The organism is Pigmentibacter sp. JX0631 (assembly GCF_029873255.1).
GTDB lineage: Bacteria > Bdellovibrionota_B > Oligoflexia > Silvanigrellales > Silvanigrellaceae > Silvanigrella.
Genome location: NZ_CP123622.1, coordinates 2,623,974 through 2,649,601, shown reverse-complemented (window position 1 = coordinate 2,649,601; position 25,628 = coordinate 2,623,974). Strand labels below are relative to the sequence as shown.

Here is a 25,628-nt window from a genome sequence, read left to right as displayed (position 1 = left end):
TAATTCAATGATAATAAAACAAAAAAATAAAAATAAAACTTTTCTTTTGTCAAAAAACTGATATCTTACATCTTGTAGTTCTAAGTTTGTTTAGTTAAATATTTCAATATCTAAATATTATTCAATTTTAAAATTAAAGGATTTGTTATGTTAAGTAATAGACTAACGATTGATGAATTATCAGAATTAATGAATGGAAATGGAAAAAGTGACTACGAAATATATTTAAAAACAAAAGACTTACTTTCTCTACAAACAAATTATAATGAGCTTTGTAATGCAGATGAAATTCATTTTCAACTAGTACATCAAGCAGAAGAACTATTTTTTAAATCCTTAAATTTTTCTCTCCTTGAAATCAATAAATATTTATTAGAAAAAAATTATCAAAGAATTATTAGCAATTTTAAACGTGCACATAAAGCACAAGAGTGCCTTTTAAAAACAATTGAAATTCTTCATTCTATGTCTCCAAGAGAATATCAAGATATTAGATTAAAATTAGGTAACGGGAGTGGCCAAGATTCGCCAGGATTTAAATCATTTTTAAAAATTTCTACAACTCTTTGGCTTTCATTTAAGGAACTTTTTGGCATTCATGATATTTTAGACTTTGAGAAAATATATCATACAGAATATGTCCATAATGATGTTTATTTAATTTGTGAATGTTTCCTTGAATTGGATGATCTTTACAACAAATTTCTTTATTCCCATATGAAATTAATTGGTAGAAGTATTGGGCTACAAGCGCATTCAATGAAAGGTAATGTTGTTACAAATCTCACTAATAGAATTGCACGCTCCCTTTTTCCAGAGTTATGGGAAATTCGTTCAAAAATGACTTCAGAATGGGGGCATCAGTATGGAGTGGTTCGAGATAGTTTAAGTTCACAAAAAGTTATTTAAAAATTAGGTTTTCCAATGTCTTTATTAATCAATCAGTTTCTAAAACCAAACGGTCTTTACTTCCTTAATCACTCAATGGGCTGTTTAAACAAAAATCAAGAAATTGCTAAAGAGCTTTATTTCCATTCATGGAAAAATAAAGGTGGAAATTCTTGGGAAGAATGGCTCCCTTATCTCGAAAATTTCCATAAAATTTTAGCAGAAATAACTTTTAGTAAATCAAAAAATTTTTGTTATCAAATAAACAATTCTTCAGCACTCTTAAAAATTATTCATGCAATACCAAAAAATAATAAGCGGAAAAAAATTATCTTAAGTGACTTAGAATTTCCATCAATGCAATTTATTTTTAATTTTCTCCCAAAAGATTTTTATGAATTTATATTGATTAAAAGTAAAAATGGAAGAATTCAAACCGAACAATGGTTAAATGAAATTGATGATAAAACACTATTTCTTTTAGTTTCTCATGTAACTTATGGTAACTCATTCAAACAGCCTATCGTCGATATTGCTAATAAGTGTAGAAAATTTAATGTTATATCCATATTAGATCTCGCCCAATCAATTGGGGTAATTCCAATTAATTTAGAAAATTCTAATTTCGATTTTGCCATTGGATCATGTTTAAAGTGGCTTTGTGGTGGAACTGGAACTGGATTTATCTGGGCAAACAGCAGTGTATTTGGTAAAATTAATTCAAATGCATTTGGTTGGTTTGGGATGGAAAATATTTTTGCTGAAAATATTGATGAATTAAAAAAAAGTTCAAATTCAAGTCAATTTATGGATGGTACTCCATGTATTTTACCTTTAATGCTTGCAATTGAAAGTATTAAATTGTTAAATAATATTGGATTTGAAAATATTTATAAAAAAAATCAGGAATATATTTCTTATCTTCATAGCTATATGCAAGAAAAACCAAAAATCAAAGTACTTTCTCCGCTTCAGCATGATGAAAGAGGAGGTACTTTCGTTTTTTCTACTAAAAATGATGAACAGTTTTTAAATTATTTAAAGCAGGAAAAAGTCTTTGTAGATAGCAAACCTAATTATGGAATTAGATTTTCACCCCATATTTACAACACATGGGATGAAATATATAAATTTAAAGAAATTGTTGAAAATTTTGAATTTTAATTTTTCAATAAATAATTAAAATAACTTAAGTTTCCAAAAATTACTTGGTTGATGAAAATCGGCTTTTAAAATTTCATCTTTTTTTCTTTTCTTATTTTTTAATTGAGAATACTCTACATGTTTCCAAGCTGGTGATAAGTAATATTTGCCATAACCCAGGCTTAAAGCACATTGGAAAGAAATAAAATTTTGCTGCTCACTAATAACATTTTTTAAATTATTAAAAGTAAAATTCATGCCAAATACGTATCTTAAATCTTTATCATTATGGAAATGAATACTCATATTATTAATTGTTAAAGAGTCCCATAATTTAAGATTTGGTTGCAAATTTTGAGTTGATCTTTGCCTAACTCCATCAAATTCAAAAGCAATCCATTCACCATTTGGAGTTACTTCAAATTCTAGATAACAAGTTTTTGGTTTATCAGGATGCGCAAAAAATATTTCACTTACACTAAAATTCCAAAGCTCATCTATAAATTTTTGGTTCTTTTTTCCATACTTTTCAGCAACTGGAATAGAAAATATTTTATTTGGATTGTCTGTTGTAAAAGTTTTCCATTGAAGAAAAGGTTTCGCAGGATTTTTCTTTGCATCTTCAAGACTTATTAATTGACATAGACTTACAAATACATCAGGACGACCATTAAATGGAGTTTGAAAATACTCGAAAAAGGGGCCCTCATAAAGAATTTTTGGAAATTCATTATTAGAATAGAAGAGCTTAGTAACAAAAGAATTTGGATAATAAAAAAGACCTACCCATTTTTTTCCATGTTCATTTTCATAACTTGGACCTAAATTTTCCATCCCACATTTTTGATACATTTCTTTGGGAAATAAACCTACGGGTTGTACTTCTAACTCCAATTCTGCATTTAACTCTTTTTTCGCTTTACTTCGCATAATAGCTGTTAAGTTAAGCATGTCTTTAGTTTTTGCAGAACCCATATTCCAAACAAAATTTGCATGAAATTGACTAACTTCCGCAGCACCTACTTTTAAACCTTTTAACCCTAATTCATCAAATATTTGTCCACTTGGCTTGCCTACTGAATAATTATTTTTAAATGTGGAGCCACAACTAGGTAAAAAGAAATGTTTTTTCTTGTGCCTATCTTCTTCACAAATAAGCATATGTTTTAACAGTTTTTCAGCAGCTAATTTATTTGGAAAAAATAATCTCACTCCAACGACAATTTCTGGTTTGTGCATAAGTGTTGTTAATTTATATCCCTGAAATATTTCTTCTGAAGTATAAGTTTTTATATATCCATAATGATCTATAGTTAATACATTTTTGACAATTTGAGATATCTCGCCCCCGTAACAACGAGCATTCATTCTAACAGATGCACCAACTTGCCCTGGCATTCTAAACATCCACGAAGCACCAGCTCTATTTGCAACCATACATATTTCTGCAATTTCAGTATTTGTAACACCTGCTTCAACAAATAAATATTCATCAGTTTCCCAAAACCAATGATTTAAATTTTCAAGAGAAAGAATAACTCCTGAAAAATTTTCATCTGAATAAACAGAATTACTACCAGAACCTAAAATCGAACAAGGTAACTGCTGAGAATGGCACCACAAAATAGTTTGCTGAATTTCAAATAAATTTGAAGGAGTTGAAAAGTAACGAGCTATACCACCCATTTTATAATAGGTTTTTTCTTTTATATTTTGATTTTCAACAAAATAATCCGGAATTTTTTTTTGCATTTTTACTTTCCAAGAACTTGTTTTACTTCTTCTTCATTACAATATTTCGGACCACCAACATAATTAATAATTGCATTAATTTCTTTTGCTATAGAAGGATATGAATAATTTAATTTGTCTAAAGATTCACATATTTCCAAAAATAATAACTCTGTTTGTTTTTCTAATTGCGTTAAACTTTGTTGATAATTATTATTATCATATTTTGCGTATAAATCACCTACATTCCAATTTTCAGGCGGTAAATGCCCCAATTGAGTTTCGATAATCTTTAATTCCATTATTTTATTTTTTATATTATCAGGTATTTTATTATCCTCTTTTTTCTCTACCATTCCAAATTTTCCTCAGCTTTATTAATCACAAAATATCTTTGATAAATACTCTTTGACATTCTTACTTTAAATATTCCTTCATCTTGAGTCCATTTTGCTTCTAATACTCGAGTATGAGAATAAATTAATGACAACATTTTAGAATCTTCATAATGCACATTAAAAACTTTTTCTACCATATTTAGTGCAAGAAACTGTACAATAGTTTCTCTAAATTTTTTTATATCTTCTTCTTTTTGGCTAGATATGCATATACTTTTTGGATAACTACGCATTAGTATTCTAGCCAATTGTGGCTCACCTTTAATAGCATCAATTTTATTAAAAATTATTATTTTTGGAACGTCAGATGCTCCTACCTGACGTAGTACTTCGTCAGTTACTTTAATATGCTCTTTATAAGATTTATTGGAAATATCTACAATATGCAAAATAAGATCAGCTTTACAAGCTTCTTCTAAAGTACTACGAAAACTTGCTACTAATCCATGAGGTAAATTTCTGATAAAACCAACTGTATCGGTTATCAGAATATTCATGTTATTTGTGCCGCGAATTTTTCTTACACTTGAATCAAGAGTTTCAAATAAAGAATCTTTAGCAGACAAATGACTCTCAGTTAAAGCATTCATTAATGTGGTTTTTCCAGCATTAGTATATCCAACTAAAACTACATTCCATTCATCTAATCTATTTTTTCTTTGCGTTTCTCTTTCTTTTTGGATTTTTTCCAAATCTTTTTTGAGAGAAGCGATTTTGTCTTTCATGCGTCTTCTATCAATTTCAAGTTGTGTTTCACCGGAACCTTTTACTCTTCCACCAACACCACCTCCTCCTCTTTGTCTTTCCCATGCAATCCAAGCATTTGATAACCGAGGAGCCATATACTCTAAGTGAGCTATTTCGACTTGAGTTCTTGATTCTTTTGAACGCGCATTTTTTTTAAAAATCTGGAGAATAATACTTGTTCTATCTAAGACTGGTTTGTTTATTAAATTTTCTAAATTTCTAACTTGTGTTGGGGAAAGCTCTTGATCAAAGGTAACATAATCAATTTGTAACAATTGACAAGATTTTTTAATTTCTTCTGCTTTTCCTAAGCCTATATAAGTTGCTGGAACAGGTTTATTTTTCTTTTGAACTGAAACGCCGAGACATTCGTCACCAAGCGTTCTTACTAAAGCTCCTAATTCTTGTAAGCTTTCCTGAATTTCAACAGGATTGTCTTCAGGTAGTTCTAAACTTACTAGATAAGCTTTCATACCAACTATATCACGATTTTCTAGTTGTATTCTTGCTTTTTCTAACTCTATGGTTTTTTCAATATCAATATTTGTTTTATTCAACGATTTTCCTCAATAAATTTGGTTATATCTTTAATTTCTTCGCTAGAAATTGTATGCCCCATATTACTGTAAATTTTATTTCTTAACCGTTTCACACCTAAATCTTTTAATGAATCCAACATATCATAATATGTTGCAGGAAAAATAACTTGATCTTGATTTCCATGCAGAACAAGCATAGGTGTATCTATTACTTTTCCTGCATAAGCATTTTTAATCGTATGTGCTTGAAAAATAAAACCACTTAATGCCAAAATTCCAGCGAGTTTTTCTTTTAATTTTAAACCACTATAAATTGCTAAAGCAGCTCCTTGTGAAAATCCCAAAAGAAAAACTTTTGAATAATCAAGCTTGCAAACTTCAATGGCTTCATTGAGAAGTTGTAAAACTAATTCTTCTGAATTTCTTCGTTCTTCAGTAGGATCACTAAAAAGTGGGAACCATTGTGCTCCATCAAAGCCCATAGGATAGTTTTTTGGCCCTTGTGGAAAAAGCCAAAGAACATTTTGAATATTTATTTCATTTGCTAAAGAAGCAAAATTTGCAGCATTATCGCCAAAACCATGTAAACAAATAATAATATTTTTAATCTCATCACCTCTAACGTTCGATACAACTTTTAGAGGACTATTTATTTGAATAGTTTTCTTACCTTTAGCATTATTTGAATTTGATTGTATTGACATTCTGTCTCCAATGGGTGAATTTGACATTTAATAATGTCCAGTATGGCAATATACTCAATTTTAGATCACAGCAAAACACTAGAGGCAAATCTTATAATGATTCGATTTCTAGCTTTTATACTTTGCAGAATTTTTTTCAAAAGAATTTGTATATCAGGAACACCTTATACAGGTGGAAGTTCAATATGGGCTTCAAACCATTCTAGCGGAATAGTTGATCCGGCTGTTATGTTAGGACTTGCACCTGTACAAATTAGACCGCTTGCAAAACATACGCTTTGGGACATTCCCGTAATGCGCCAATTCTTGAAATTGACGAGAGCTATTCCAGTAACTCGTTTGCAAGACATCAAAAAAGATATTCAAGCCCAAAAAGAAATGTTGGAACAAGGAAATTTTGAAGCCGACTGGCGCGCAAAAGCAAATAATGAAGCCTTTCAAAAGGTTGGAGATGCTTTACTAGAGGGAGATAGTATTCTTATTTTCCCTGAAGGGGTCAGTCACGATGAACCTTTTATTTTCCAGTTAAAAACAGGTTTAGCCCGGATGGCTTTACAAGCGATGAGTAGATGCAAAGATGAAAACTTTACCGTTGTAGTTCAACCAGCAGTTATAGATTATTCAGAAAAAGATGAGTTTCGTAGTGAGTTATATTTGCATTTTTGTGAACCCGTCGTAATCACTTCTAGTGATTTTTCTGTGAAAGATATCATGGATGGGGTGCGAGAATCCTTAGAGTCGGGTTTTGCTAGTTTTTTCAGCTGGGATGAAAAAAGAAATTGGCGCTTTTTATTTGAACTTGCATATGGAAGAAGCCCATCTTCTGCAAGAGAGTTTAGAATTTTTGTTGAACAAAACCGTCCTAATTTTGATTCTGACCAAATTATCATGGCAAAAATTCAAACCATGCGCAGAATGATGCAAGCTGTAAATGTTTCACCTGCACAACTTGTTTGGGGAGACAACAATTATAAAAAGAGAAATTTCTTTTGGGTAATGATTCGTCATGGATGGTTTTATCTTTTTGTTTCTTTTCCAATAGAAACACTTGGTACATTAGTTTGGGTTCTTCCTGCCAAAATATGCGAACGACTTGCTAAAAAAAGTACATCAGACCGAGACGTTCGGGCTACAATGAAAATTGCGCATGGAATGTGGTTTTTTCCTCTTTGGGCATTTCTCATGTCTTCTATTTTTACTTACTTTGCAGGTGGCTATTTACCTCAAATCAATAAAATCGTATTATGGGTTGCTTTCCTTATCTTAACTCCAACATTTCTTGCGTTAAGTTTGATAGTCCAAGAAAGCATTAATTTTTTCCCAGGCTTTTTACGCTTAGCTAAACTTCGCTTTTTCTTTCCCAGAGGCTGGTATGAACTCATGAAAGAATGGAGAGAAATTTCAGACGGAGTTATGCAAAAAATAAAAGATTCTGAAGAACAAAATTTAAAAAATAAATCTCTTAATAAATAGGGTTTTTCCTGATATGCCATTTGCAAAAAAAATATTTGATTCAGATTTTGAATCGTACTTAAAACGAAATTTTCCTGAACATGCTCGAAGAATCATTCAAGCTCGCTCCATCGCCAATCTTGTCCGTTTTTTTTACCCTTTACTTTCATTTTTAATTCCAATAGTTTTCTTTGCTACTATTGCATTAATTATCGCTTTATTTAAAAGTAAAATATTAGAAGAAGCTCAAAAAGGACGATTTTCAGAAATTATAACAAACACTTCAATTCAAAGTGTAATAGCCGGAGTATTTGCAGTTGGTATTGTTTTTGCTTTTATTTCCTTTATAATTGGTTTAACATTTGGGTTTTCTAAAGCTAGAGATATTCTTTTTAAATCAGAAGAACTTGAAGCAAAAATGAAACATATTTGGTTGATCGATAAAAAGGATTCCCAATTACCTCACTTAATAAGAAACCAAACAACAGATCATGAACCAGAAGCATAAAATTGAGAAATTTATAATTTTTTTAAATGGTTCAAATTCCCATACAAATGTTAAAGTCTTTGCAAATAAACAAAATTCCTCATCCTTAACTAACTTAAATGTGAATGAAATTTATATTGCTGATGGTGGATTGAATCATTTTCTGCGGAATAAAATATCTTGTAACAAAATTATTTGGGCTGGTGACTACGATAGTTTGACAGAAAAATCCAAAAAATTTCTTGACAAAAACTCAGTACGTAACAATATGAAACAGGAGAGAGAGCTGATTGTTGAAGAAATCTCTTTGCAGAAAAATAAAGACTATAATGACTTTTCATTTTTATTAGAATTAATAAAGAAAAAGTCAAAAAATATTCCAATATTTATCGAAATATTTTTTGGCTTAGGCGGAAGAAAAGACCATGAAATAGCAAATATATTTGAAGCAAAAAGATTTATTAAAAACCATGTTCCTGGGGGGATTTGTTATTTTCACGAAGGTGTTATTATTTCATCTGTTAACTTTGAAGTAATTTGTGCCAATAAGTTAACATTTTCAATTTTTTCAGATGAAGATAATGCTTCAATATCTATAAAAGGAGCTAAATATAGTGGAAATATTATACTTGAAAGACCTTCACATGGCTTGAGTAATTCAACAAAAGGAAGTAGGATTTTAATAAAGCCTAACAGTTCTACCGTTTTATTTTATTTTTAAAGGATAAGAATATGACCCAATCTAAATTTCAAAAATCAACAAAAGAAATTTTAGATTTTATTTTAGAGATCAAAGATAAAGGTATTTCTATGGAAGACGCAGAACAATTTTTAAAAGTTTTTCTTACCCCTGCAGAAATAGACGCCATTTCTCAAAGACTTCAAATTGTTGATATGATTTCTAAAGGAATAGCGCAAAGAGAAATTTCTGAAAAACTGGGAGTAGGAATTGCAACAGTCACCAGAGGAAGCAGAATGCTGCAAGAAAATAATGAACTTCTTAAAAAAGTTTTTCCAAGAAGTTAAATTATTGCATTTTTTTCATTTTATTTAATAATTCATTAATATCGTTTATATGTTCTTCCTCCAAATTTTGGTGAATATTTAATACAAATTCCATTATTGAATTTAACCATTTCTCATTTTTTGAAATATCCAGAACTAATGCTAAAATTATAAAACATTTAATTATTTTTTCTATACTATTTTCATTATCTTCTATTGCTGGTTTAAGACGATCCTCAATTAAAATTTTTCGAATTAATGGTCCACACTGTATAAAAACTTTTTTTAAAATAAATTCCCAGTCATTTCCATCTAAAGAAAAAAAGTTTTTATCAATATTTAATTCTTCAATTTCAGAGATAAAAGAAATTAAATCATTATCATTTAATGAAGCAAATTTTTTTAAAATAGAAATGCTATTAGATATTGGAGAAAATTTCTTTAGTCGAATTTTATTATAATAACTTTTATCCATATTTAGAAGTTCGGCAACTTCTTTATTTTGATAACCTGTTGTTAAGTGAAATTTTTCTAAATATTGTGATAAGGTCCGTATATATTTTTCATCGTCCTTATTTAGCTTAACTTCATCCATAAAGTTTGTGCTCCTTAAAATTTGAAGACTCCTTCTTCAAAAGTTTTTTTTTTACTACATCCTTTTATGTTGATCTAGTTATTTTGGAAAGTTAAAAAAAAGAAAATTTTAGAGAAAATATTTTTTTAGATAATTACTTTAAATTACTATAATTTTATTTTAACCACTAAATCTATCAAGTAATAAATAGAAGATTATTCTATTTATTACTACAAAATTAGATTAAAAATCTATTAAATTAACATACTTGAGAATAAATCAGTTTATAAAATTAATAAAGTTGCCTAAAAAATATTTTTTTATAATGTTACATAATTATTTTTGATCACTTGAAGAAATAATGCAATATTTTTTTTTACTCAGTTTTTCAATACTTTAGACTTTGTTTTTTCATATTCTGCTGAAAAAGTAACACGACTAATATGCTCTCTATGATCATTTCCAAAAGCTCTCCGAGTTAGTGCGACCACTGGCGGAGCTTGGACTCTTTTAAAAGCAGCCATACCACGATACAAACTCCACCAACGTTCTAAGTCTTTTATAAAGATTTGAACATCAGGAAATAAAGTATCTATTAATTTTTTTTCACAACCTAAAAACTGAGCAAGATTATTTTTTAAATATGCTTTTAAACAATCTTCAGGAGTTTTTCTATTCCAATGTTCAACCCAAGATGCAAAAAGGAAATCATGATATGGGTAACACAACGGATCTCCTTTATTTTCCATAACATTTTGCTTTTCACTAAGCTCTGCACTAGGCACAACTTGCAGTGTTTCTAGGGGAATAACTTGTTTTTTAAAAACCTGATTATTATAGTGGTGGGCAAGTAAATAAACATCTTGTTTCCATAAATCTGCAATAGGAGCTAGAAATCCTGCTTGGTCTCCGTAAAGAGTAGAATATCCTACAGTCATTTCAGATTTATTAGCATTGCAAACAAATACTCCACCTAGAGCTGCAGCAACTGCTGCTAATATTCTTCCACCCCGATCTCTAGCTTGTATATTTTCAAAAACAAAAGAATTAACTATAATAGTCTCTCCTGATTGAGAAAATACAACTTTACTTAATTGTTCTTTCGTATAATTAATAGACTCATCTATAGGAATAAAAGTAAATGGACATTGAAGATTATCTGCAAGTTTTTTTGCCGCATTTTTTGTGAGATTAGAATTAAACTTAGATGGCATATTTACTAAATATACATTTTCGTTACCCAACACACGAGTAAACAGAACAGCACTTAAAGCAGAATCAATGCCTCCACTTAAACCAATAACTACCTTTTTAATATTCCACTCATTTAAACAATTTTTAATAATATATTCCAAAGAAATTTGTAATTCTTCGGCTTTTTCAATCTTCAATTTTTCTTTCTGATTTATTTTTTTACTTTCAATGATTTTTTTCTTTAAATCATATTGAAAAAAACGGAGAGATTCAGCGAAAAAATTACCGATTTCAATTATTTCACCTTTTTTTGAGTAAAATGTAGACGAACCATCAAACCCATAAATTGTTTTTCCTAAATTTTGCGCGCCTACACAATTAACATAGAACAAAGGAGTGGAACATGATTTAGCAATTTTGCAAAATAATTTTTCGCGTTTTTCTTTTTTTGCTAAAGTAAATGGTGAAGCACTTAAGTTTAGAAAAAAATCATGCTTATATTTCTTATTAAAGGTTAAAATAGGTTTATTGTGATAATCATCTGACCATGCATCTTCACAAATAGAAATTCCAATGTTTATTATTTTACCATTCTGTTTTAGCTTGAGTGGTTCATATAAGTCTTGAATTAACAGATTTTTATCATTAGCTAGTTTTCTGAGATCATAAAAATATCGCGAATCATCAAATTCTCTATAATTAGGTAAAAGTGATTTTATCCAAAAAGGATATTTTGTTTTAGAATTTATCTTAAATTTTCCATTTGAAGCGCAGTAAATAGAGTTATATTTCCGAACTCGACCATCTTCGTTTTTTTTTCTCCAATCTATTCCAACGGATCCAAAAATAATATCTATATCCTTTGATAAATTAAGAATTTTTTTATGGTAAAATTCGCACTCATGAAGAAATGATAGCTGCTCCCAAGTATCTCCAATAAAATATCCAGGTAAAGCCATTTCAGGAAAAATAATCAATTGCGCCTGATTTTCAACCGCTTTTATTATCTGATCTTGCATTTTATGAAAATTCTCTGCACAGTTTGCTGCTTTTACTATCAATTGTCCAATTGCAATTTTCATTACTCTATTATTCCTCAATCAGTTCTTAAATTTAGAAGCAATTTTAACTTCTAATAAAGAAATCTATAAAATATCAAATTTAGAAACAAGCTATTCTAAAATTCATCTTGAATTTTTTTTGCAATTTGAGATAATCTTCTAATAATCTGTCTGTTAAACCCGTTTTATTTCTTCACCTTGTCATCGTTTGAGGATAACTTCATGCTTCTCAATAGCTCTAACACAAAACTATATTTTAAGACTTTTTTTCTTTTAAACGGTCTTGCCTTTTTTTCTGCAACTTTTGCCTTAGAAGTAAAAGTCGGCGCTGTTCTTTCTATGACTGGAACTCTAGGATCATATGGACAAGATGCAAAGAAAGGAATGGAACTAGCGTTAGCAGAAATGGGAAATACAGAACCAAAGATCAAACTTATTATAGAAGACTCGCAAAGTACTCCTGCAGAAGCCGCAAAAGCGATAAATAAACTTGTGACTTCAGATAAAATAGCGGTTGCCATAGGTGATGTCACCAGTTCAAATACAATAGCAGCTGCTTCTATAGCTGAAAAATCCAAAGTTCCTATTATTTCGCCTGCAGCAACAAATGATAGTGTTACCTTTCAAAAAAAATATGTTTTTCGAGCTTGTTTTATAGATAGCTTCCAAGGAACTGTAATGGCAACTTTTGCTACATCTACTTTAAAGGCAAAAACCGCCATTGTCATGGAAGATTCGGATTCGGATTACAGCAAGGGATTGAGTAAAAGTTTTGTTGAAAATTTCACAAAAAATGGCGGCAAAGTTACAAAAATATTACGTTATTCTCAAAAGGACACTTCTTATAGTGCACAGTTAACAGAAGTTAGAAAAATTAAACCTGACATTTTGTTTATTCCCGGCTTTCATCAGCAAGTTGGTGTTATTTTAAGAGAATCTAAGGATCTCCAAATAACTGCAAAAATTCTTGGTGGAGATGGTTGGGATACTCCTGAATTGAGACAAATAGCAAAAGGTGCAGAAAATGGGAGTTTTATTTCTAATCACTACATTGCAACTGGAGATAATAAGAAACTTCAAGCTTTTGTGAAAGCTTATAAAGCAAAATTTAAAGAGGAGCCTAGCTCGTTTGCTGCTTTAGCTTATGATTCTATTTACATGGTAAGAAATGCAGTTAAAAATAAAAATTCAATTGATTCTGAAAAAATTACGGAAGGGCTTGCTTCAATCCAGAAGTTTGAAGGTGTGACAGGAATGATCACGATGGATAAAAACCATAACCCCACAAAACCTGCAGTTGTTCTAGAATTTATACCCAACGGATATAAATATATTTCCACTGTAAATCCTTAATTCTCTCATACAAATAATATTTTTTATTTTTTAATCTCAAGTTAATTATTTGTTAATTTATGTTTTTTGATTTAATTTGCAATTTTTAAAAAAAAATGGTATCAATCAGTTCTATTTTATGGAGCTTAGTTAATTTTTCATTTCTAAATAAGCATCATATAGAGTTTTAAAAATTTTATAGGTTGGGTGGCCAGTATGAATTCTTTAAAAATTAATTCTTCTGTAGTAAGTTGTGCAATTTTTTTTAGCTGTTACGCTTATGCTGCAGAAAGCAAAATAGGTGTCATCATTCCTATGACAGGGAGTCAAGCTTATTACGCAAAAGAAACAAAAAATGGAATTGATTTAGCTGTTTCAGAATATATGGAGAAAAACCCTAATTCTAAAGTTAAAGTCATATATGAAGATAATCAAAGTTCTCCCACTGAGGCAGCGAAAAGTGCTAACAAATTAATTACATCTGATAAAGTTTCAGCAATCATTGGAGATTTGGTTAGTTCTAATACTATAGCAGCAGGTTCCATAGCTGAAAAAGCAAAAATTCCTATCGTGACACCGACAGCTACGAATGACAGCATTACAGTAAATAAAAAATATATTTATAGAACTTGCTTTACCGATAGCTTTCAAGGGCTCGTCATGGCTAATTTTGCAACTAAAAATTTAAATAAAAAAACAGCAGTAATTATTCAAGATATTGACTCTGACTATAGTATTGGTCTCAGCAATACTTTCACCAAAAAATTTAGTGACGATGGTGGAAAAGTGTTAAAAGTTGTAAAATATTCCCAAAAAGATACTTCTTATACTCCACAATTAGGAGATGTAAGAAAATTAAAACCAGAAGTTGTCTATATTCCTGGCTTTCATCAACAAGTGGGAGTCATCCTTAAAGAAGCTAAAGAATTAAAAATTGATGCTAAATTTTTAGGTGGAGATGGATGGGATACAACTGATCTTCGAAAAATTGCAAATGGTTCTGAAAAAGGAGGTTTTTTTTCTACCCATTATTCTTCTGAAATTCCTGCGCCAAGATTAAAATCATTTATTACTAATTATAAGAAAAAGTTTAACGTAGAACCAAGTGGTTTTTCCGTTTTAGGATACGATACTGCACAAATTATTTTTTCTGCTATCAATAGTACAAAAAATGGAACACCTGAAGAAATTAATAATTATTTAGCAAATTTAAAAGATTTTCCAGGTATCACAGGAAATCTTTCTATGGATAAAAATCATAATGCAGTAAAAGCTGCAGTAATTATGGAATTTACAGAAAAGGGTAACAAATATATTACTAACATCAATCCTATGGAAAAATAATTAATTTGCATTATAAAAATAAAAAATTTTTTAGTTAATAACCATAACTAATAAAATAAATTAGTTACTTTTAATTAATAAAAAAACTGATAAAAGAATCTTCGTCAGTATAACAGTAATTTTTAATGGAGGACGAGTATGCTTAAAAAAAGCTACTTTGGTAATTTCAAGTCAATTATAGTTTCCAGTTTTGTTTCTTTAGCTATTATAAATTTTTCAAATGCAACTGAAATAAAAATAGGAGTACTTCTTCCTTTAACGGGAAGCCAAGCTTTTTATGGGAAAGAAGCAAAAAATGGAATTGATTTAGCCATTAAAAATTATAATGATCCAAATTTAAAAATTAAATTGATTGTAGAAGATACTCAAAGTACTCCACTTGAAGCTGCAAAAGGGATTAATAAATTAATAACTTCTGATAAAGTATCAGTCGTTATTGCTGAAGTTATTAGTTCAAATGCTATTGCAGCCGCTTCAATTGCTGAAAAAGCAAAAATACCTATTATTTCACCTGCCGCAACAAATGATGCAGTTACTTTTGGAAAAAAATACGTTTTTAGGACTTGTTTTATAGATAGCTTTCAAGGTGTTGTGATGGCAAATTTTGCCGTCAAAAATTTAAACGCAAAATCAGCAATTATTCTTGAAGATTCCGATTCTGATTATTCAAAAGGTTTAAGCGATAGTTTTAAAACAACTTTTACTAAATCGGGTGGACAAATTACAAAAGTACTAAAATATTCTCAAAAAGATACAAGTTTTACAGCTCAACTTGGTGATGTACGGAAGCTAAAACCAGACGTCGTTTTTATACCAGGTTTTCATCAACAAGTTGGTGTTATTTTACGTGAAGCAAAAGAACTCGGCATTAAAACAAAAATGTTAGGTGGTGATGGCTGGTTTACTCCAGAATTGCGCATGATAGCAAAGGGAGCTGAAATTGGGGGTTATACTTCAACCCATTACTCAACAGATAGTGACGAACCAAAAGTAAAGTCTTTTATAGAAAATTATTCAAAACGTTATCAGGCAAAACCTAGCGCACATGCAGCTTTAGGATATGATACTTTTAATATAATAGTTCATGCACTAAAAGGCATTGATAAATATGATTCAGAAAAAATAACAGAAGCTCTCTCGAAGATAAAGGATTTTCATGGTATAACTGGAAATATTACTATGGATAAGAATCATAATCCTATAAAGCCAGCCGTAATACTTGAATATGTACCAAATGGATACAAGTATGTAACAAGTATTGGCCCAGACAAGAAGTGAAAAGACTCTAATTTAAGGTAACATGATTATGATAGACTTTGTTCAAGCTGTTATTGATGGAGTTGCAATAGGAAGTCTGTATGCTCTTATTGCAATAGGCTACTCGATGGTCTTTGGAATTTTACAATTTGTTAATTTTGCACATGGTGAATTATTCATGCTTGGTGCTTATTTTGTTATGCTTCTGCTTACTATAGGGACACCAATTTGGGCAGCTCTTCTTTTTGCAATTCTAGCTGTAGGATTAATTGCAATTGTAATTGAGCGGGTAGCATATAAGCCACTAAGGAAACACAATCGACTAGCTCCTTTGATTACCGCAGTTGCAATGAGTCTTTTTCTCCAAAATATTGTACAAGTTTTGTTTTCTCCTAATTCATTAAGTTATCCAGTAAATATCCCTGGAAACATTTTAACATTTGGAGATCTATTTGTCAGAATTAGAGATATTGGTATTTTCTTGTTAACAATTTTATTGGTCATTTCTCTTGAACTTTTTTTAAATAAAACCAAAGCAGGCAAAGGGATTAGGGCTCTTGCGATGCATACCGATGCTTCTAAAATTTGTGGTGTTCCTTTTGACAGAACTGTTAGTTTAACTTTTTTCATTGGTGCAATGCTTGCTGTTATTGCTGGAACAATCCAAGGTATGGCTACAAATCAAATCTTTCCTCTGATGGGAGTTAATGCTGGCCTAAAAGCTTTTGCAGCAGCTGTTTTAGGAGGAATTGGTGATTTAAAAGGAGCTGTTCTTGGTGGACTATTTTTAGGTATTTCTGAAAGTATGCTTGTAAGTTATGAACTGTCTACTTACAAAGATGGATTTGCTTTTGTCTTATTAATTATTGTTCTGCTTGTTAGACCGCAAGGAATACTTGGTAGAGCACAACTAGTAAAAGTATAAAACTATGAATGATATTTTAAATTATATTCAACTTCCATTTATTATGTTTTGTATACTTGCTATTCAAGCAATGAGTTTGCAAATTATTCTTGGTGGAACAGGTTTATTGTCTTTAGGCCATGCTGCATTTTATACTGTAGGAGGTTATACTTCTGCAATTTTCACAGTTTTCTTAGCGCCAAAATTAGGGATTGAAAATCACAGTTTAATGCTATTTTTAGCTTGCTTAGTTGGAATGATCAGTGCTGCTTGCAGTGGACTTATCGTTGCCATTCCTTGTTTAAAATTAAGGGGTGATTACTTAGCTATGGCCACACTTGGTGTTGGAGAAATTGTTGCCACTATTTTTAAAAACCTAGATTTTGTTGGTGGCACAAGAGGTTTTAAAGATATTCCTAAATTAGGCTCTGGATTATTAATATTTATTAGCATGTTTATAGTTGCATTATTTATTATCAAATTTTATAAAACCAATTTAGGTTTTGCAGTTAGAGCCACAAGAGATGATGAAATTTCGGCTAGAAGTATAGGAATAAATATTTATAAAACAAAACTTGTTTCTTTCTTAATTGGCTCTTCTCTTGCTGGTTTAGCTGGTGTTTTTTATGCACATACGCTTCAGTTTATCAGTCCTGATGAAGCTGGATTTTATAATAGTGTTGTCTTGGTTTTAGCTGTTGTTATTGGTGGTATGTATAGTGTTTTTGGAAGTATTTTTGGCGCACTAATTATAGTTTTAATTCCTGAGTTACTTCGTTTCATACCTCAGCTTGTAAATCCATTTTTATTATCTTTAGTAGACAAAGGTATTTTGAGCAATTCATTTGTAACTATTTTTGATTCTATATTTTCAAATAGGACTTTAGTTTTTTCAGTTTTAGTTATCATGATTATGTTACTTAATCCAAAAGGAGTAGCATCTTTGATAGAAAACTTAAAAAAAATGAGGTCTTCTCATGTCTAATATACTCTCAATAACAAACGTAACAGTAAAATTTGGTGGCCTTGTTGCTTTAAATAATTTCCATATCAATGTTCGAAAAGGTGGAATATCCGGAGTTATTGGTCCTAATGGTGCTGGGAAAACTACTGTATTTAATATTATAACAGGTGTTTATAAACCTTTTTCTGGTTCTGTTTTAATAGATAATAAAGAATTAGTTGGATTGCCAACCCATTTTATTGCACACTATCACGTTGCTAGAACATTCCAAAATATTCGATTATTTTCGAATATGACTGTAAGTGAAAATATTCTTTCCGGTGCCGCAATTGAAAGAGAAGGTGATTTTTTCTCTTCATTATTCTTTCTGCCAAAAACTAGAAGAAAAGAAAGAGAATTGCAAAAGAAAATGGAAGAACTTTTGCACTTTTGTGGATTAGAAAAATTTAAAGATTTCCCTGCAACATCTTTACCCTATGGGCTACAAAGAAAACTAGAAATTGCACGGGCTTTAATGACCAATCCTAAATTATTATTACTTGATGAGCCTGCTGCAGGAATGAATCCTACAGAAAAGCTGGCTTTACAAGAACTTGTTAAAAAAATTTCTAAACAAAATATATCAATATTATTAATTGAGCATGACATGAAATTTGTAATGAATTTGTGTGAACACATTACTGTTTTAAATTATGGTAGTGTGATTGCTGAAGGATTACCCAAAGAAATTCAAACGAATCATGAAGTAATTGAAGCTTATTTAGGTTCAGATGTCGAAGATGACTTTATAGTTAAAATGGAAAAGGAAACTTAATATGCTTCATGTTGAAAATCTTTCGGTTGAATATGGTGCTATTCAAGCCTTAAAAAACATTCAGATAGATGTGTTTCCTGGAGAAATTGTTTCCTTAGTTGGTAGTAATGGTGCTGGGAAAACCACTTTTTTAAGAACTATTTCTGGTTTAATAAAAGCAAAAGCAGGTAAAATAAAATTTATAGATAATTTTATTCAAACTTTACCCACGCACGAAATTGTTACTTTAGGAATTAGTCAATCTCCTGAAGGAAGAATGGTTTTTCCAGATATGTCAGTAAAAGAAAACCTATTAATGGGTTGCTTTGCTTTTTCATATAGTAAAGAAGAAATTCAAACAAATATTGAACGCATGATAAACTGGTTTCCAAGACTTGGAGAAAGAATAAATCAAAAAGCCATCTTGTTATCAGGTGGAGAGCAACAAATGCTTGCCATTGCCCGTGCCCTCATGGCAAAACCCAAATTGCTGTTATTGGACGAACCTAGTCTTGGGATCGCTCCATTAGTGGTTCAACAAATTTTTAAAATTATCGTTGAACTCAATCGTGAGGGTATGACAATATTGTTAGCAGAGCAAAATGCACGATTGGCGTTAAAAATATCGCACCGTGCCTATGTTTTAGAACTCGGAACAATTATTAAACAAGGCGAAGCCAGTTTACTGCTCCATGATAAAGATGTTCAACGGGCATACCTCGGAGGTTAATTCCTGTGCCCCAAGTTTTTACCCGTCGCCACGAGTTTTTGAATTACATCAAAGAACAAAAAAGGAATAGAAACTCAATTGGATTTGTGCCCACTATGGGTGCGCTGCATGCGGGACATGCACAATTGATCAAGCAATCAACAAGCGAAAATAATTGTACTGTAGTCTCCATTTTTGTGAATCCAAAACAATTTGGTCCAACTGAAGATTTTGCTAAATATCCTAGAACATTTCAAAATGATGTAGATCTGATAGAAAGTATGGGAGCTCAAGCTGTTTTTTCTCCTACTGTAGAAGAGATGTACCCTCCCCTTTTTGCAACACAAGTATCAGTAACAGGTATTACAGAAGTTCTGTGTGGAGCTTACAGACCAGGGCACTTTAACGGGGTAACAACTGTTGTCATGCTCCTCATGAACCTTGCGCAAGCAGATAAAATGTATTTAGGGCAAAAAGATTTCCAACAAGTCCAAGTAATAAAAAAAATGGTTCAAGATCTTGTTCACAGCACAAGTATTATTATGGTTCCTACAATTAGAGAACAGGATGGCCTTGCTTTAAGTAGCAGAAATCGTTACCTTTCAGAAGAAGCTAGACAAATAGCATCTGCAGTACCGAAATCTTTAGCGGCCGCAGCAAAGCTTTTTTTACAAGGCGAAAATAATATTGCAAAGCTAACGAAGGCATCGCAACAAGAATTAAGTAAATTTGGGTTAGAACCTCAATATTTGGAGTTTCGAAAAGTTTCTGATCTCACAATTAAAATTGATACCAATATTCAAGAAGAAACTGTTCTTGCTATCGCTCAATTTATTGAAAGTAATGGCTCAAAAGTGCGCTTGATCGATAATGTTATTTTAGATAACAATTCTACAAATAAGCAATCTCTTGAAGATCTGATCTCCAGAGCATTTAGCTAAATTTGTGGAGTAAAATTATGTATAAAGTATTCGGTATTCATTTTCGCAATTGGCTTTGGCTTTATTCACCATTAGCATTATTTATAAGAATAAAAATTTATCCAAAATCAGTTACTAAAGAAACTTTTTTTGATATCCATAACGGAAAATCAATTGTCTATGTTTTACCTAGAATGTCTGTCCTTGATACGCTAATATTGAATAAAGCATTAAAAAACTTTGGACAAAAAAAAATAATTACAGAAGCAAAGCCAAAGCGTTTTCGCCATTGCGCTCTACTAGCTATAAAATCAGGTTCTATTCTTTTTTCAAATTATCACAAAGATCATTTTCTCTCTGATTTTATTAAGCTTCTTAAAAACGACCCGCGCGCAAAAAATGATAAATTTATTTTTGTTCCAGTGAGTATTTTTTGGAGTAGAGCTCCTGAAAGAAATGAAAAAGGCTTTATTTTACGTTCTCTTTTTCCAGATGATGGTACGGGAAATTTTCTCCAAAAAATATTTATGTTACTTTTGCATAGAGGTGAAGTAAATATTTCATTTGGTAAGTATTTTCATACTCCAAATTTAGAAGCATTAACAAACAATGAAGTTGAAAACAGTTCTACATTTGATAATGAAGTAGATCTCGCTCGGAAAATGAGAAGATTATTTAATATAGAATTTGCTAAAGAAAGAACCGCTGCATTTGGACCTACTTTATATGACAATGATAAAATTTGCCAATGGATATTATCAACATCTTCAACTAAAAAATTTATTGCTAATTCAGATAATCCAATTAAAACGGAACAACAAATAGTCAAATATATTTATGAAATTGGTGCAAATTATAATTATGTTACAATTCGTGCTTTAGAAAAAATGTTTGATTTTGTTTGGAATAAAATATTTGAAGGAGTTCGTGTTCGAAATTTTGAATCGATAGAAAGAATTGCGAAAGATGGGCAAATATTATGGATGCCGTGCCACCGAAGTCACTTTGATTATTTACTGCTTTCGTATGTCTTATTTAAAAAAGGGTTTGTTGTTCCACACATTGCTGCTGGAATTAATTTAAATTTTTGGCCTGTAGGTTCAATCCTTCGCAGAGGAGGAGCTTTTTTTATTCGAAGAAGTTTTTCTGGAAATAAAATATATGCGCATACTTTTTCTGAATATGTAAATTTTTTACTGCAAAATAGTTTTCCTGTTGAATTTTTCCAAGAAGGTGGCAGAAGCAGAATAGGAAAACTTTTAGTTCCTAAAATGGGAATGCTGAATATTTGTATTCAAAGTATAATTCAACGGAAAGCTGAAAATACATATATTGTTCCTGTTTACTTTGGTTACGATAAAGTAATGGAAGACGATTCTTATGCTAAAGAATTAAAAGGTGCAAAAAAACAAAAAGAAAATGCATTTCAATTTTTAAATGGAATAAGAAAAGTATTTAGTAATTATGGTAGTGTTGATGTTTCCTTTGGAGAACCTATAAGAATTGGTACTGTATGGACAGATTATTTTAATAATCTCAGAAAAGAAATGCCAAATATTTCGTTCCAAAATGAAATATTACCTAGCGATTTAAAAAATATCCCTGATAATATTGATACTAGAGATCCACAAATACAAGGACTAATAAAAAATATAGCACTTCATGTAAATCAAAAAATCAATTCAGCCGCTACAGCTTCTGGAACTGCTATATTAGCCTCTTGTTTATTAGCTAATACAAATCAAAAAATAGCTTTTGAAGACTTACAATTCCAAAGTGTATTAATTAATTATTTAATAAATGAATTAGGAAAAAACTTAAATTGGAAAATATCTACCAGTATTGAAGCAGAAAATATCTTTGAATTTATTAAATTTTATTTAAATCAATTTAATCCAACTCATGCAGAAGTTGAAATAACACAATCTCACACAAATTTAGCTTCTATTCATAACTTTAGTGAACAACTATTTTCTATGGGAGAACGTTGGAAACTTATATTCAAAGAATTTGAAACTGAAAATAATATATATTTTCTTAAAAATGAAGATAAAGAAATGAATTTATGGTGGTATAGAGGAACTATATTCCATATTTTAACTCCTTTTGGTCTTATTTCACAAGCTATTACACAAGAAAATAAACAAAATTTTTCTTTTGAATATTTTGAATTTATAGTCAATTCATTTAGAAAAATATGGCAAGATGAATTATTTTGGGATCAATCAACATCCAGTGAAATAATTACCAAAACATGTTTAACAATATTCACACAACTTGAATTTTTGGTACCTAATTCAACTTTTACCGAGTTTAGCGTACAAAAAGAAAACCCTAAAAATATAGAAATCATAGAATTTTTAGCCAAAACAATTCAACCAGAATGCGAACTTTATGGCATAATTTTGTCCACAGCTATAGAACTTGTAAAAAGCAAAGGAGTTTTTTCTCGCGACGAATTAATTCAAAAAGCGATAACAACCCACTCCGCTGCTTATTTAAGAACAGTTGCTAATCAGCCCCCAATTTTTTCAAAAGTATTTTCTCAGAGAGCTTTTGAATCTTTATATAAAGCAGGAATGTTTACTCCCCGTGAAAACCAAAAATTATCTTTGAATCCTACTGTAATTTCAGGACTTACACATTTTTTAAATATTTCATTATGGTCTAATTATGTTACTTCATAACTAAATAAATATTTTAAACAGAAGAATTGCAAATATTTCTGAAGTTTTATATTTTCTGTTTATTATTTATCTTTTTCAAAATTAAGTAATTTTGTCGTAGCACTTTTTATTTCATCAAGACACTGTTGTAAAATTTGTCTATCAGTTATATATTGATTATTATTTTCAGTAGAATTTAATAGTGTATCTAGTTTTTGGACATAAACAAAGGTCTTAAAACAAGCTTTAGAAATTTTCAACAATTCTTTCCACATATTTCTAGTTTTCATTGCCTTTTCAAGGACCAAAAGAATATCAAGAAAGTTAAATGGTTTTTCGATAAAATCTGTCACACCTAACCGAAGAAAGTTTTTTGCATAATCAAGATCTAAATTACCAGAAACAAGTATAACCGGAATATAAAGATTAATTTCTCTTAAACGTTCAGTAAAGACAAAACCATCCATTTTTGGCATTTTTAAATCTGTAAAAATTACATCTATTTCATTTTGTTTTAAATATTCCAAAGCTTCAATCCCGTTTTCTTTCGTTACAACATTGTAATTTTCTTTTTCTAACACTTGCTTTATAAATTCTGCAATTTCATTTTCATCATCTATAACTAACACGTTACCTTTTATTTTTTTATTTTCTTCTGGCAAAGAATTTATATTTTCTTCTAATTTTAAATTTTTACTATTAAGTATATTTTCAATTTTAACCAAAGGCTCATGTAGAAAATTTAACTCAAAATTAATGTCTTCATCAATTCCATTCACAGCTTGCTTTAAATGATCATTTCCAATTAACAGGACATCTAAAATGGGTTGGGACAATTCAATTTTTTTATTTTTAACTTCAATTAAAAGGGTTTCAAATACATGTGTAAATTTTACAATTCCTTCAATTCCAACAACACCAGCAGAACCTTTAATCGTATGCAAAAAACGAAGTAATTTATCCATATTAGAAAATTCTTGCGGATTTTTCTCCAGTTGCATAAAAATAGCTTCAGTTTCGTCTAACATTTCTTTTGTTTCTGAAATAAAAGTATTTATTAGTTCTATTTCAAAAGATAACTTTTCCATTCATCCTTCCTACTGCTTGTTTTTTAACCTATGAACCGTAGTATTTTCATAAGATTCAATTTCATAATCTTCGGAAAGTTGTAAAATACTTTCAGCTCCACCTAATATCAAATAACCGTTTGGATTAAGTAAACGTGAAAATCTTGAAATTACACTTTTTTTATTTTCAAGACTTTGATAAATTAAAACATTTCGACAAAAAATAATATCAAAAGGTTCTGTCATTGGCCAACTTTGGAGCAAATTAAGTTGCTTAAAAGTCATAAAGGCAGACATTTCTGGTTTTATTTTATATGATGGTGTTGATGAACCATCTATATGTATTTCATCAAAATATTTTGCTAAATAATTGTTTGGCAGTCCTCTTTGAACTTCTAGTAATGAATAAACTCCACTTTTTGCTTGTTTTAAGACTCTATCACTAATATCAGTGCCATATATTTCATATGATTTATAAATTCCTTGATCTTTTAATTCATTCATTGTCATGGCAATTGAATAAGGTTCTTGACCAGTACTTGTAGCTGCACACCAAATTTTAATCTTGTTACTATTTGCCATTATTTTTGGAACATAAATATTTTTCAAGAAATCAAAAAGTTTTGGATCTCGAAAAAATGAGGTTTCATTATTTGTTGCCATGTCAAGTAATAAGTCTTTCAATTGTCTATTTAGACCATTAGCTTGAATATCATTCCAAAGGGAATCTATACTATTAAAATTTAATTGTTTTATTAGCGATTGAACTCTTGAAAGTAACAAATATTTATTTGAATTGTCATAAATAATTCCAGTTTCATTTTCTATGACCGTCGAAAAGTAATTTAATAGATGATCTTTATAATTTTCCATGTTCAAAGCAAGGTTCCCTTCATAGGTTTTGACCTATAATTGAGTAGAGTAATTTAATTTTATCTTGAAGTGAATTTTCACTATCTTGTTCTTTACCTTCCTTTTTTAAAGAAATATATAAGTTTGTTAAAATTTCAAGTGCGATATTTAGGAAATTTAAAAGATTTTCTTTATCAATTTTTATTTTTTTGCTCATTACATTTTCAAGAAATTTCCCACAATCAGAAGATATATTTTCTGATATTTTTGCATTAATAAAATTTGCTGCGGCTTTTGCTGTGACAAATTCAGCCTGAACCTTTTTTATTTCTGCATAATTTTTATCATCTGCTACTTCATTATTTCTATATTTTTCAACTAATGTTTTCAAACTAGGCTGAACAGATTGCTCAAAGCAATTTAAATATTCAGCTAACATTGATTTATTTACCCCATGTAGGGGTTTTAAACTATTATTAATATTTTCACTTATAACTGGATTATTTTCTGAATTTTGGCTATTAATTTTTTTATTAGTTAATAGTTCAGAATAATTTACGGCTTCCTTTGAAAGAATTTCACTTGTAATGTAACCTTTTTCCAATGCAATTTCGGTAAATGTTTTTTGTTTTACAGCAACTTTTGCCATTATTTTTTCTAATATATCTTGCTTCATTAAACCCAATTCATAAGAAGAAGTTAGAAAGTCTTTATTATGAATTTGTTGCCGAAATAAAATTTGCAGAAGATCTTTTTTGGGAAGTAAACCTTGTTCATCAACAATTTCAGGAACAGAAGGAACTGAAGTTATTTGTTCAAGCATAATTGCTAAAACCTGCTCAGGAGAAAGAAGTTGTTTATCTAATAAATATTGACTAAAAAGCACCGATTGCTCCT

Annotated in this window: 24 protein-coding genes; 15 read left to right on the top strand and 9 right to left on the bottom strand. The window is 30.1% G+C overall.

From position 1 onward, the window contains the following. Positions 1-147: 147 nt before the first annotated feature. Together QEJ31_RS11545 and QEJ31_RS11540 are read left to right on the top strand one after the other, a co-directional pair. Complete coding sequence (locus QEJ31_RS11545) at positions 148-909, top strand: tryptophan 2,3-dioxygenase family protein (RefSeq protein ID WP_280590288.1); 762 nt, start codon at positions 148-150, stop codon at positions 907-909. Positions 910-924: 15 nt separating this feature from the next. Next, positions 925-2,052: an aminotransferase class V-fold PLP-dependent enzyme gene (locus QEJ31_RS11540; protein ID WP_280590286.1), complete on the top strand. Its 1,128-nt coding sequence runs from the start codon at positions 925-927 to the stop codon at positions 2,050-2,052. Positions 2,053-2,067: 15 nt separating this feature from the next. Here the strand turns inward: QEJ31_RS11540 and murB are convergent, their stop codons facing one another. Genes murB through QEJ31_RS11520 form a run of 4 tightly spaced genes read right to left on the bottom strand, consistent with a single transcriptional unit; the run spans position 2,068 to position 6,150 of the window. After that, positions 2,068-3,783, bottom strand: coding sequence for a UDP-N-acetylmuramate dehydrogenase (murB, locus tag QEJ31_RS11535; RefSeq protein ID WP_280590284.1), 1,716 nt, complete (start codon positions 3,781-3,783; stop codon positions 2,068-2,070). 2 nt (positions 3,784-3,785) lie between these two features. Continuing rightward, on the bottom strand, positions 3,786-4,118 hold the full coding sequence (locus tag QEJ31_RS11530) for a hypothetical protein (protein WP_280590282.1): 333 nt from the start codon (positions 4,116-4,118) through the stop codon (positions 3,786-3,788). Then, entirely contained in the window at positions 4,112-5,464 is a 1,353-nt protein-coding gene (gene hflX / locus QEJ31_RS11525; protein ID WP_280590280.1) for a GTPase HflX, read from the bottom strand. Before hflX ends, QEJ31_RS11530 begins: the two co-directional genes overlap by 7 nt. Continuing rightward, complete coding sequence (locus QEJ31_RS11520) at positions 5,461-6,150, bottom strand: prolyl oligopeptidase family serine peptidase (RefSeq protein WP_280590278.1); 690 nt, start codon at positions 6,148-6,150, stop codon at positions 5,461-5,463. Before QEJ31_RS11520 ends, hflX begins: the two co-directional genes overlap by 4 nt. Before the next feature lie 96 nt (positions 6,151-6,246). Between QEJ31_RS11520 and QEJ31_RS11515 the strand changes: the two genes are divergently transcribed. The 4 genes from QEJ31_RS11515 to QEJ31_RS11500 are packed head-to-tail and all read left to right on the top strand — an operon-like array spanning position 6,247 to position 9,115. Then, a complete protein-coding gene (locus tag QEJ31_RS11515) occupies positions 6,247-7,623 on the top strand; it encodes a 1-acyl-sn-glycerol-3-phosphate acyltransferase (protein WP_280590276.1) in 1,377 nt (458 codons plus the stop codon). 13 nt (positions 7,624-7,636) lie between these two features. Next, positions 7,637-8,110 (top strand): hypothetical protein, encoded by a 474-nt coding sequence (locus QEJ31_RS11510; RefSeq protein ID WP_280590274.1) that lies wholly within the window; start codon positions 7,637-7,639, stop codon positions 8,108-8,110. Next, the gene (locus tag QEJ31_RS11505) at positions 8,094-8,810 is read left to right on the top strand and encodes a hypothetical protein (RefSeq protein ID WP_280590272.1); all 717 of its coding nucleotides are present in this window, start codon (positions 8,094-8,096) and stop codon (positions 8,808-8,810) included. Before QEJ31_RS11510 ends, QEJ31_RS11505 begins: the two co-directional genes overlap by 17 nt. An 11-nt stretch (positions 8,811-8,821) precedes the next feature. Beyond that, a complete protein-coding gene (locus QEJ31_RS11500; protein ID WP_280590270.1) occupies positions 8,822-9,115 on the top strand; it encodes a Trp family transcriptional regulator in 294 nt (97 codons plus the stop codon). Between the two features lies 1 nt (position 9,116). On the opposite strand, the gene QEJ31_RS11495 is transcribed toward QEJ31_RS11500, so the two are convergent. Both QEJ31_RS11495 and nadE read right to left on the bottom strand, forming a co-directional pair. Next, on the bottom strand, positions 9,117-9,689 hold the full coding sequence (locus tag QEJ31_RS11495; protein ID WP_280590268.1) for a hypothetical protein: 573 nt from the start codon (positions 9,687-9,689) through the stop codon (positions 9,117-9,119). Between the two features lie 359 nt (positions 9,690-10,048). After that, positions 10,049-11,944, bottom strand: coding sequence for an NAD(+) synthase (gene nadE / locus QEJ31_RS11490; RefSeq protein WP_280590266.1), 1,896 nt, complete (start codon positions 11,942-11,944; stop codon positions 10,049-10,051). 201 nt (positions 11,945-12,145) lie between these two features. On the opposite strand from nadE, the gene QEJ31_RS11485 reads away from it, so the two are divergent. The 9 genes from QEJ31_RS11485 (at position 12,146) to QEJ31_RS11445 (ending at position 22,833) form a co-directional block, all read left to right on the top strand. Continuing rightward, on the top strand, positions 12,146-13,276 hold the full coding sequence (locus QEJ31_RS11485) for an ABC transporter substrate-binding protein (protein ID WP_280590265.1): 1,131 nt from the start codon (positions 12,146-12,148) through the stop codon (positions 13,274-13,276). A 195-nt stretch (positions 13,277-13,471) separates the two neighbouring features. Further along, positions 13,472-14,599 (top strand): ABC transporter substrate-binding protein, encoded by a 1,128-nt coding sequence (locus QEJ31_RS11480; protein WP_280590263.1) that lies wholly within the window; start codon positions 13,472-13,474, stop codon positions 14,597-14,599. A 138-nt stretch (positions 14,600-14,737) separates the two neighbouring features. Continuing rightward, positions 14,738-15,877, top strand: a complete 1,140-nt coding sequence (locus tag QEJ31_RS11475; RefSeq protein ID WP_280590262.1) for an ABC transporter substrate-binding protein — start codon at positions 14,738-14,740, stop codon at positions 15,875-15,877. A 28-nt stretch (positions 15,878-15,905) separates the two neighbouring features. Beyond that, positions 15,906-16,781: a branched-chain amino acid ABC transporter permease gene (locus QEJ31_RS11470; RefSeq protein ID WP_280590260.1), complete on the top strand. Its 876-nt coding sequence runs from the start codon at positions 15,906-15,908 to the stop codon at positions 16,779-16,781. A gap of 4 nt (positions 16,782-16,785) precedes the next feature. After that, positions 16,786-17,745: a branched-chain amino acid ABC transporter permease gene (locus tag QEJ31_RS11465; protein WP_280590258.1), complete on the top strand. Its 960-nt coding sequence runs from the start codon at positions 16,786-16,788 to the stop codon at positions 17,743-17,745. Continuing rightward, positions 17,738-18,538 carry an ABC transporter ATP-binding protein gene (locus QEJ31_RS11460; protein WP_280590257.1) on the top strand — a complete coding sequence of 267 codons (801 nt, stop codon included), beginning with the start codon at positions 17,738-17,740 and terminating at the stop codon, positions 18,536-18,538. Before QEJ31_RS11465 ends, QEJ31_RS11460 begins: the two co-directional genes overlap by 8 nt. Position 18,539: 1 nt before the next feature. Continuing rightward, the gene (locus tag QEJ31_RS11455) at positions 18,540-19,247 is read left to right on the top strand and encodes an ABC transporter ATP-binding protein (RefSeq protein ID WP_280590255.1); all 708 of its coding nucleotides are present in this window, start codon (positions 18,540-18,542) and stop codon (positions 19,245-19,247) included. A 5-nt stretch (positions 19,248-19,252) separates the two neighbouring features. Next, a complete protein-coding gene (panC, locus tag QEJ31_RS11450) occupies positions 19,253-20,167 on the top strand; it encodes a pantoate--beta-alanine ligase (protein ID WP_280590254.1) in 915 nt (304 codons plus the stop codon). 17 nt (positions 20,168-20,184) lie between these two features. Next, complete coding sequence (locus tag QEJ31_RS11445; RefSeq protein ID WP_280590253.1) at positions 20,185-22,833, top strand: 1-acyl-sn-glycerol-3-phosphate acyltransferase; 2,649 nt, start codon at positions 20,185-20,187, stop codon at positions 22,831-22,833. A 62-nt stretch (positions 22,834-22,895) separates the two neighbouring features. Here QEJ31_RS11445 and QEJ31_RS11440 read toward each other — a convergent pair whose 3' ends face one another. Genes QEJ31_RS11440 through QEJ31_RS11430 form a run of 3 tightly spaced genes read right to left on the bottom strand, consistent with a single transcriptional unit; the run spans position 22,896 to position 25,617 of the window. Next, positions 22,896-23,900: a response regulator gene (locus QEJ31_RS11440; RefSeq protein ID WP_280590252.1), complete on the bottom strand. Its 1,005-nt coding sequence runs from the start codon at positions 23,898-23,900 to the stop codon at positions 22,896-22,898. 9 nt (positions 23,901-23,909) lie between these two features. Further along, positions 23,910-24,752 carry a protein-glutamate O-methyltransferase CheR gene (locus tag QEJ31_RS11435; RefSeq protein ID WP_280590250.1) on the bottom strand — a complete coding sequence of 281 codons (843 nt, stop codon included), beginning with the start codon at positions 24,750-24,752 and terminating at the stop codon, positions 23,910-23,912. Positions 24,753-24,771: 19 nt separating this feature from the next. After that, positions 24,772-25,617 carry a hypothetical protein gene (locus QEJ31_RS11430; RefSeq protein ID WP_280590248.1) on the bottom strand — a complete coding sequence of 282 codons (846 nt, stop codon included), beginning with the start codon at positions 25,615-25,617 and terminating at the stop codon, positions 24,772-24,774. Between the last annotated feature and the right edge of the window lie 11 nt (positions 25,618-25,628).

What these genes read in the sequence shown, in the direction of transcription:
- nadE (WP_280590266.1), bottom strand. Translation starts at nt 11,944, where the DNA reads ATGAAAATTGCAATTGGACAATTGATAGTAAAAGCAGCAAACTGTGCA.
- QEJ31_RS11520 (WP_280590278.1), bottom strand. Translation starts at nt 6,150, where the DNA reads ATGTCAATACAATCAAATTCAAATAATGCTAAAGGTAAGAAAACTATT.
- QEJ31_RS11475 (WP_280590262.1), top strand. Translation starts at nt 14,738, where the DNA reads ATGCTTAAAAAAAGCTACTTTGGTAATTTCAAGTCAATTATAGTTTCC.
- QEJ31_RS11440 (WP_280590252.1), bottom strand. Translation starts at nt 23,900, where the DNA reads ATGGAAAAGTTATCTTTTGAAATAGAACTAATAAATACTTTTATTTCA.
- QEJ31_RS11510 (WP_280590274.1), top strand. Translation starts at nt 7,637, where the DNA reads ATGCCATTTGCAAAAAAAATATTTGATTCAGATTTTGAATCGTACTTA.
- QEJ31_RS11445 (WP_280590253.1), top strand. Translation starts at nt 20,185, where the DNA reads ATGTATAAAGTATTCGGTATTCATTTTCGCAATTGGCTTTGGCTTTAT.
- QEJ31_RS11460 (WP_280590257.1), top strand. Translation starts at nt 17,738, where the DNA reads ATGTCTAATATACTCTCAATAACAAACGTAACAGTAAAATTTGGTGGC.
- QEJ31_RS11455 (WP_280590255.1), top strand. Translation starts at nt 18,540, where the DNA reads ATGCTTCATGTTGAAAATCTTTCGGTTGAATATGGTGCTATTCAAGCC.
- QEJ31_RS11465 (WP_280590258.1), top strand. Translation starts at nt 16,786, where the DNA reads ATGAATGATATTTTAAATTATATTCAACTTCCATTTATTATGTTTTGT.
- QEJ31_RS11505 (WP_280590272.1), top strand. Translation starts at nt 8,094, where the DNA reads ATGAACCAGAAGCATAAAATTGAGAAATTTATAATTTTTTTAAATGGT.
- murB (WP_280590284.1), bottom strand. Translation starts at nt 3,783, where the DNA reads ATGCAAAAAAAAATTCCGGATTATTTTGTTGAAAATCAAAATATAAAA.
- QEJ31_RS11435 (WP_280590250.1), bottom strand. Translation starts at nt 24,752, where the DNA reads ATGGAAAATTATAAAGATCATCTATTAAATTACTTTTCGACGGTCATA.
- QEJ31_RS11530 (WP_280590282.1), bottom strand. Translation starts at nt 4,118, where the DNA reads ATGGTAGAGAAAAAAGAGGATAATAAAATACCTGATAATATAAAAAAT.
- QEJ31_RS11470 (WP_280590260.1), top strand. Translation starts at nt 15,906, where the DNA reads ATGATAGACTTTGTTCAAGCTGTTATTGATGGAGTTGCAATAGGAAGT.
- QEJ31_RS11545 (WP_280590288.1), top strand. Translation starts at nt 148, where the DNA reads ATGTTAAGTAATAGACTAACGATTGATGAATTATCAGAATTAATGAAT.
- QEJ31_RS11540 (WP_280590286.1), top strand. Translation starts at nt 925, where the DNA reads ATGTCTTTATTAATCAATCAGTTTCTAAAACCAAACGGTCTTTACTTC.
- QEJ31_RS11515 (WP_280590276.1), top strand. Translation starts at nt 6,247, where the DNA reads ATGATTCGATTTCTAGCTTTTATACTTTGCAGAATTTTTTTCAAAAGA.
- QEJ31_RS11495 (WP_280590268.1), bottom strand. Translation starts at nt 9,689, where the DNA reads ATGGATGAAGTTAAGCTAAATAAGGACGATGAAAAATATATACGGACC.
- QEJ31_RS11500 (WP_280590270.1), top strand. Translation starts at nt 8,822, where the DNA reads ATGACCCAATCTAAATTTCAAAAATCAACAAAAGAAATTTTAGATTTT.
- QEJ31_RS11480 (WP_280590263.1), top strand. Translation starts at nt 13,472, where the DNA reads ATGAATTCTTTAAAAATTAATTCTTCTGTAGTAAGTTGTGCAATTTTT.
- QEJ31_RS11485 (WP_280590265.1), top strand. Translation starts at nt 12,146, where the DNA reads ATGCTTCTCAATAGCTCTAACACAAAACTATATTTTAAGACTTTTTTT.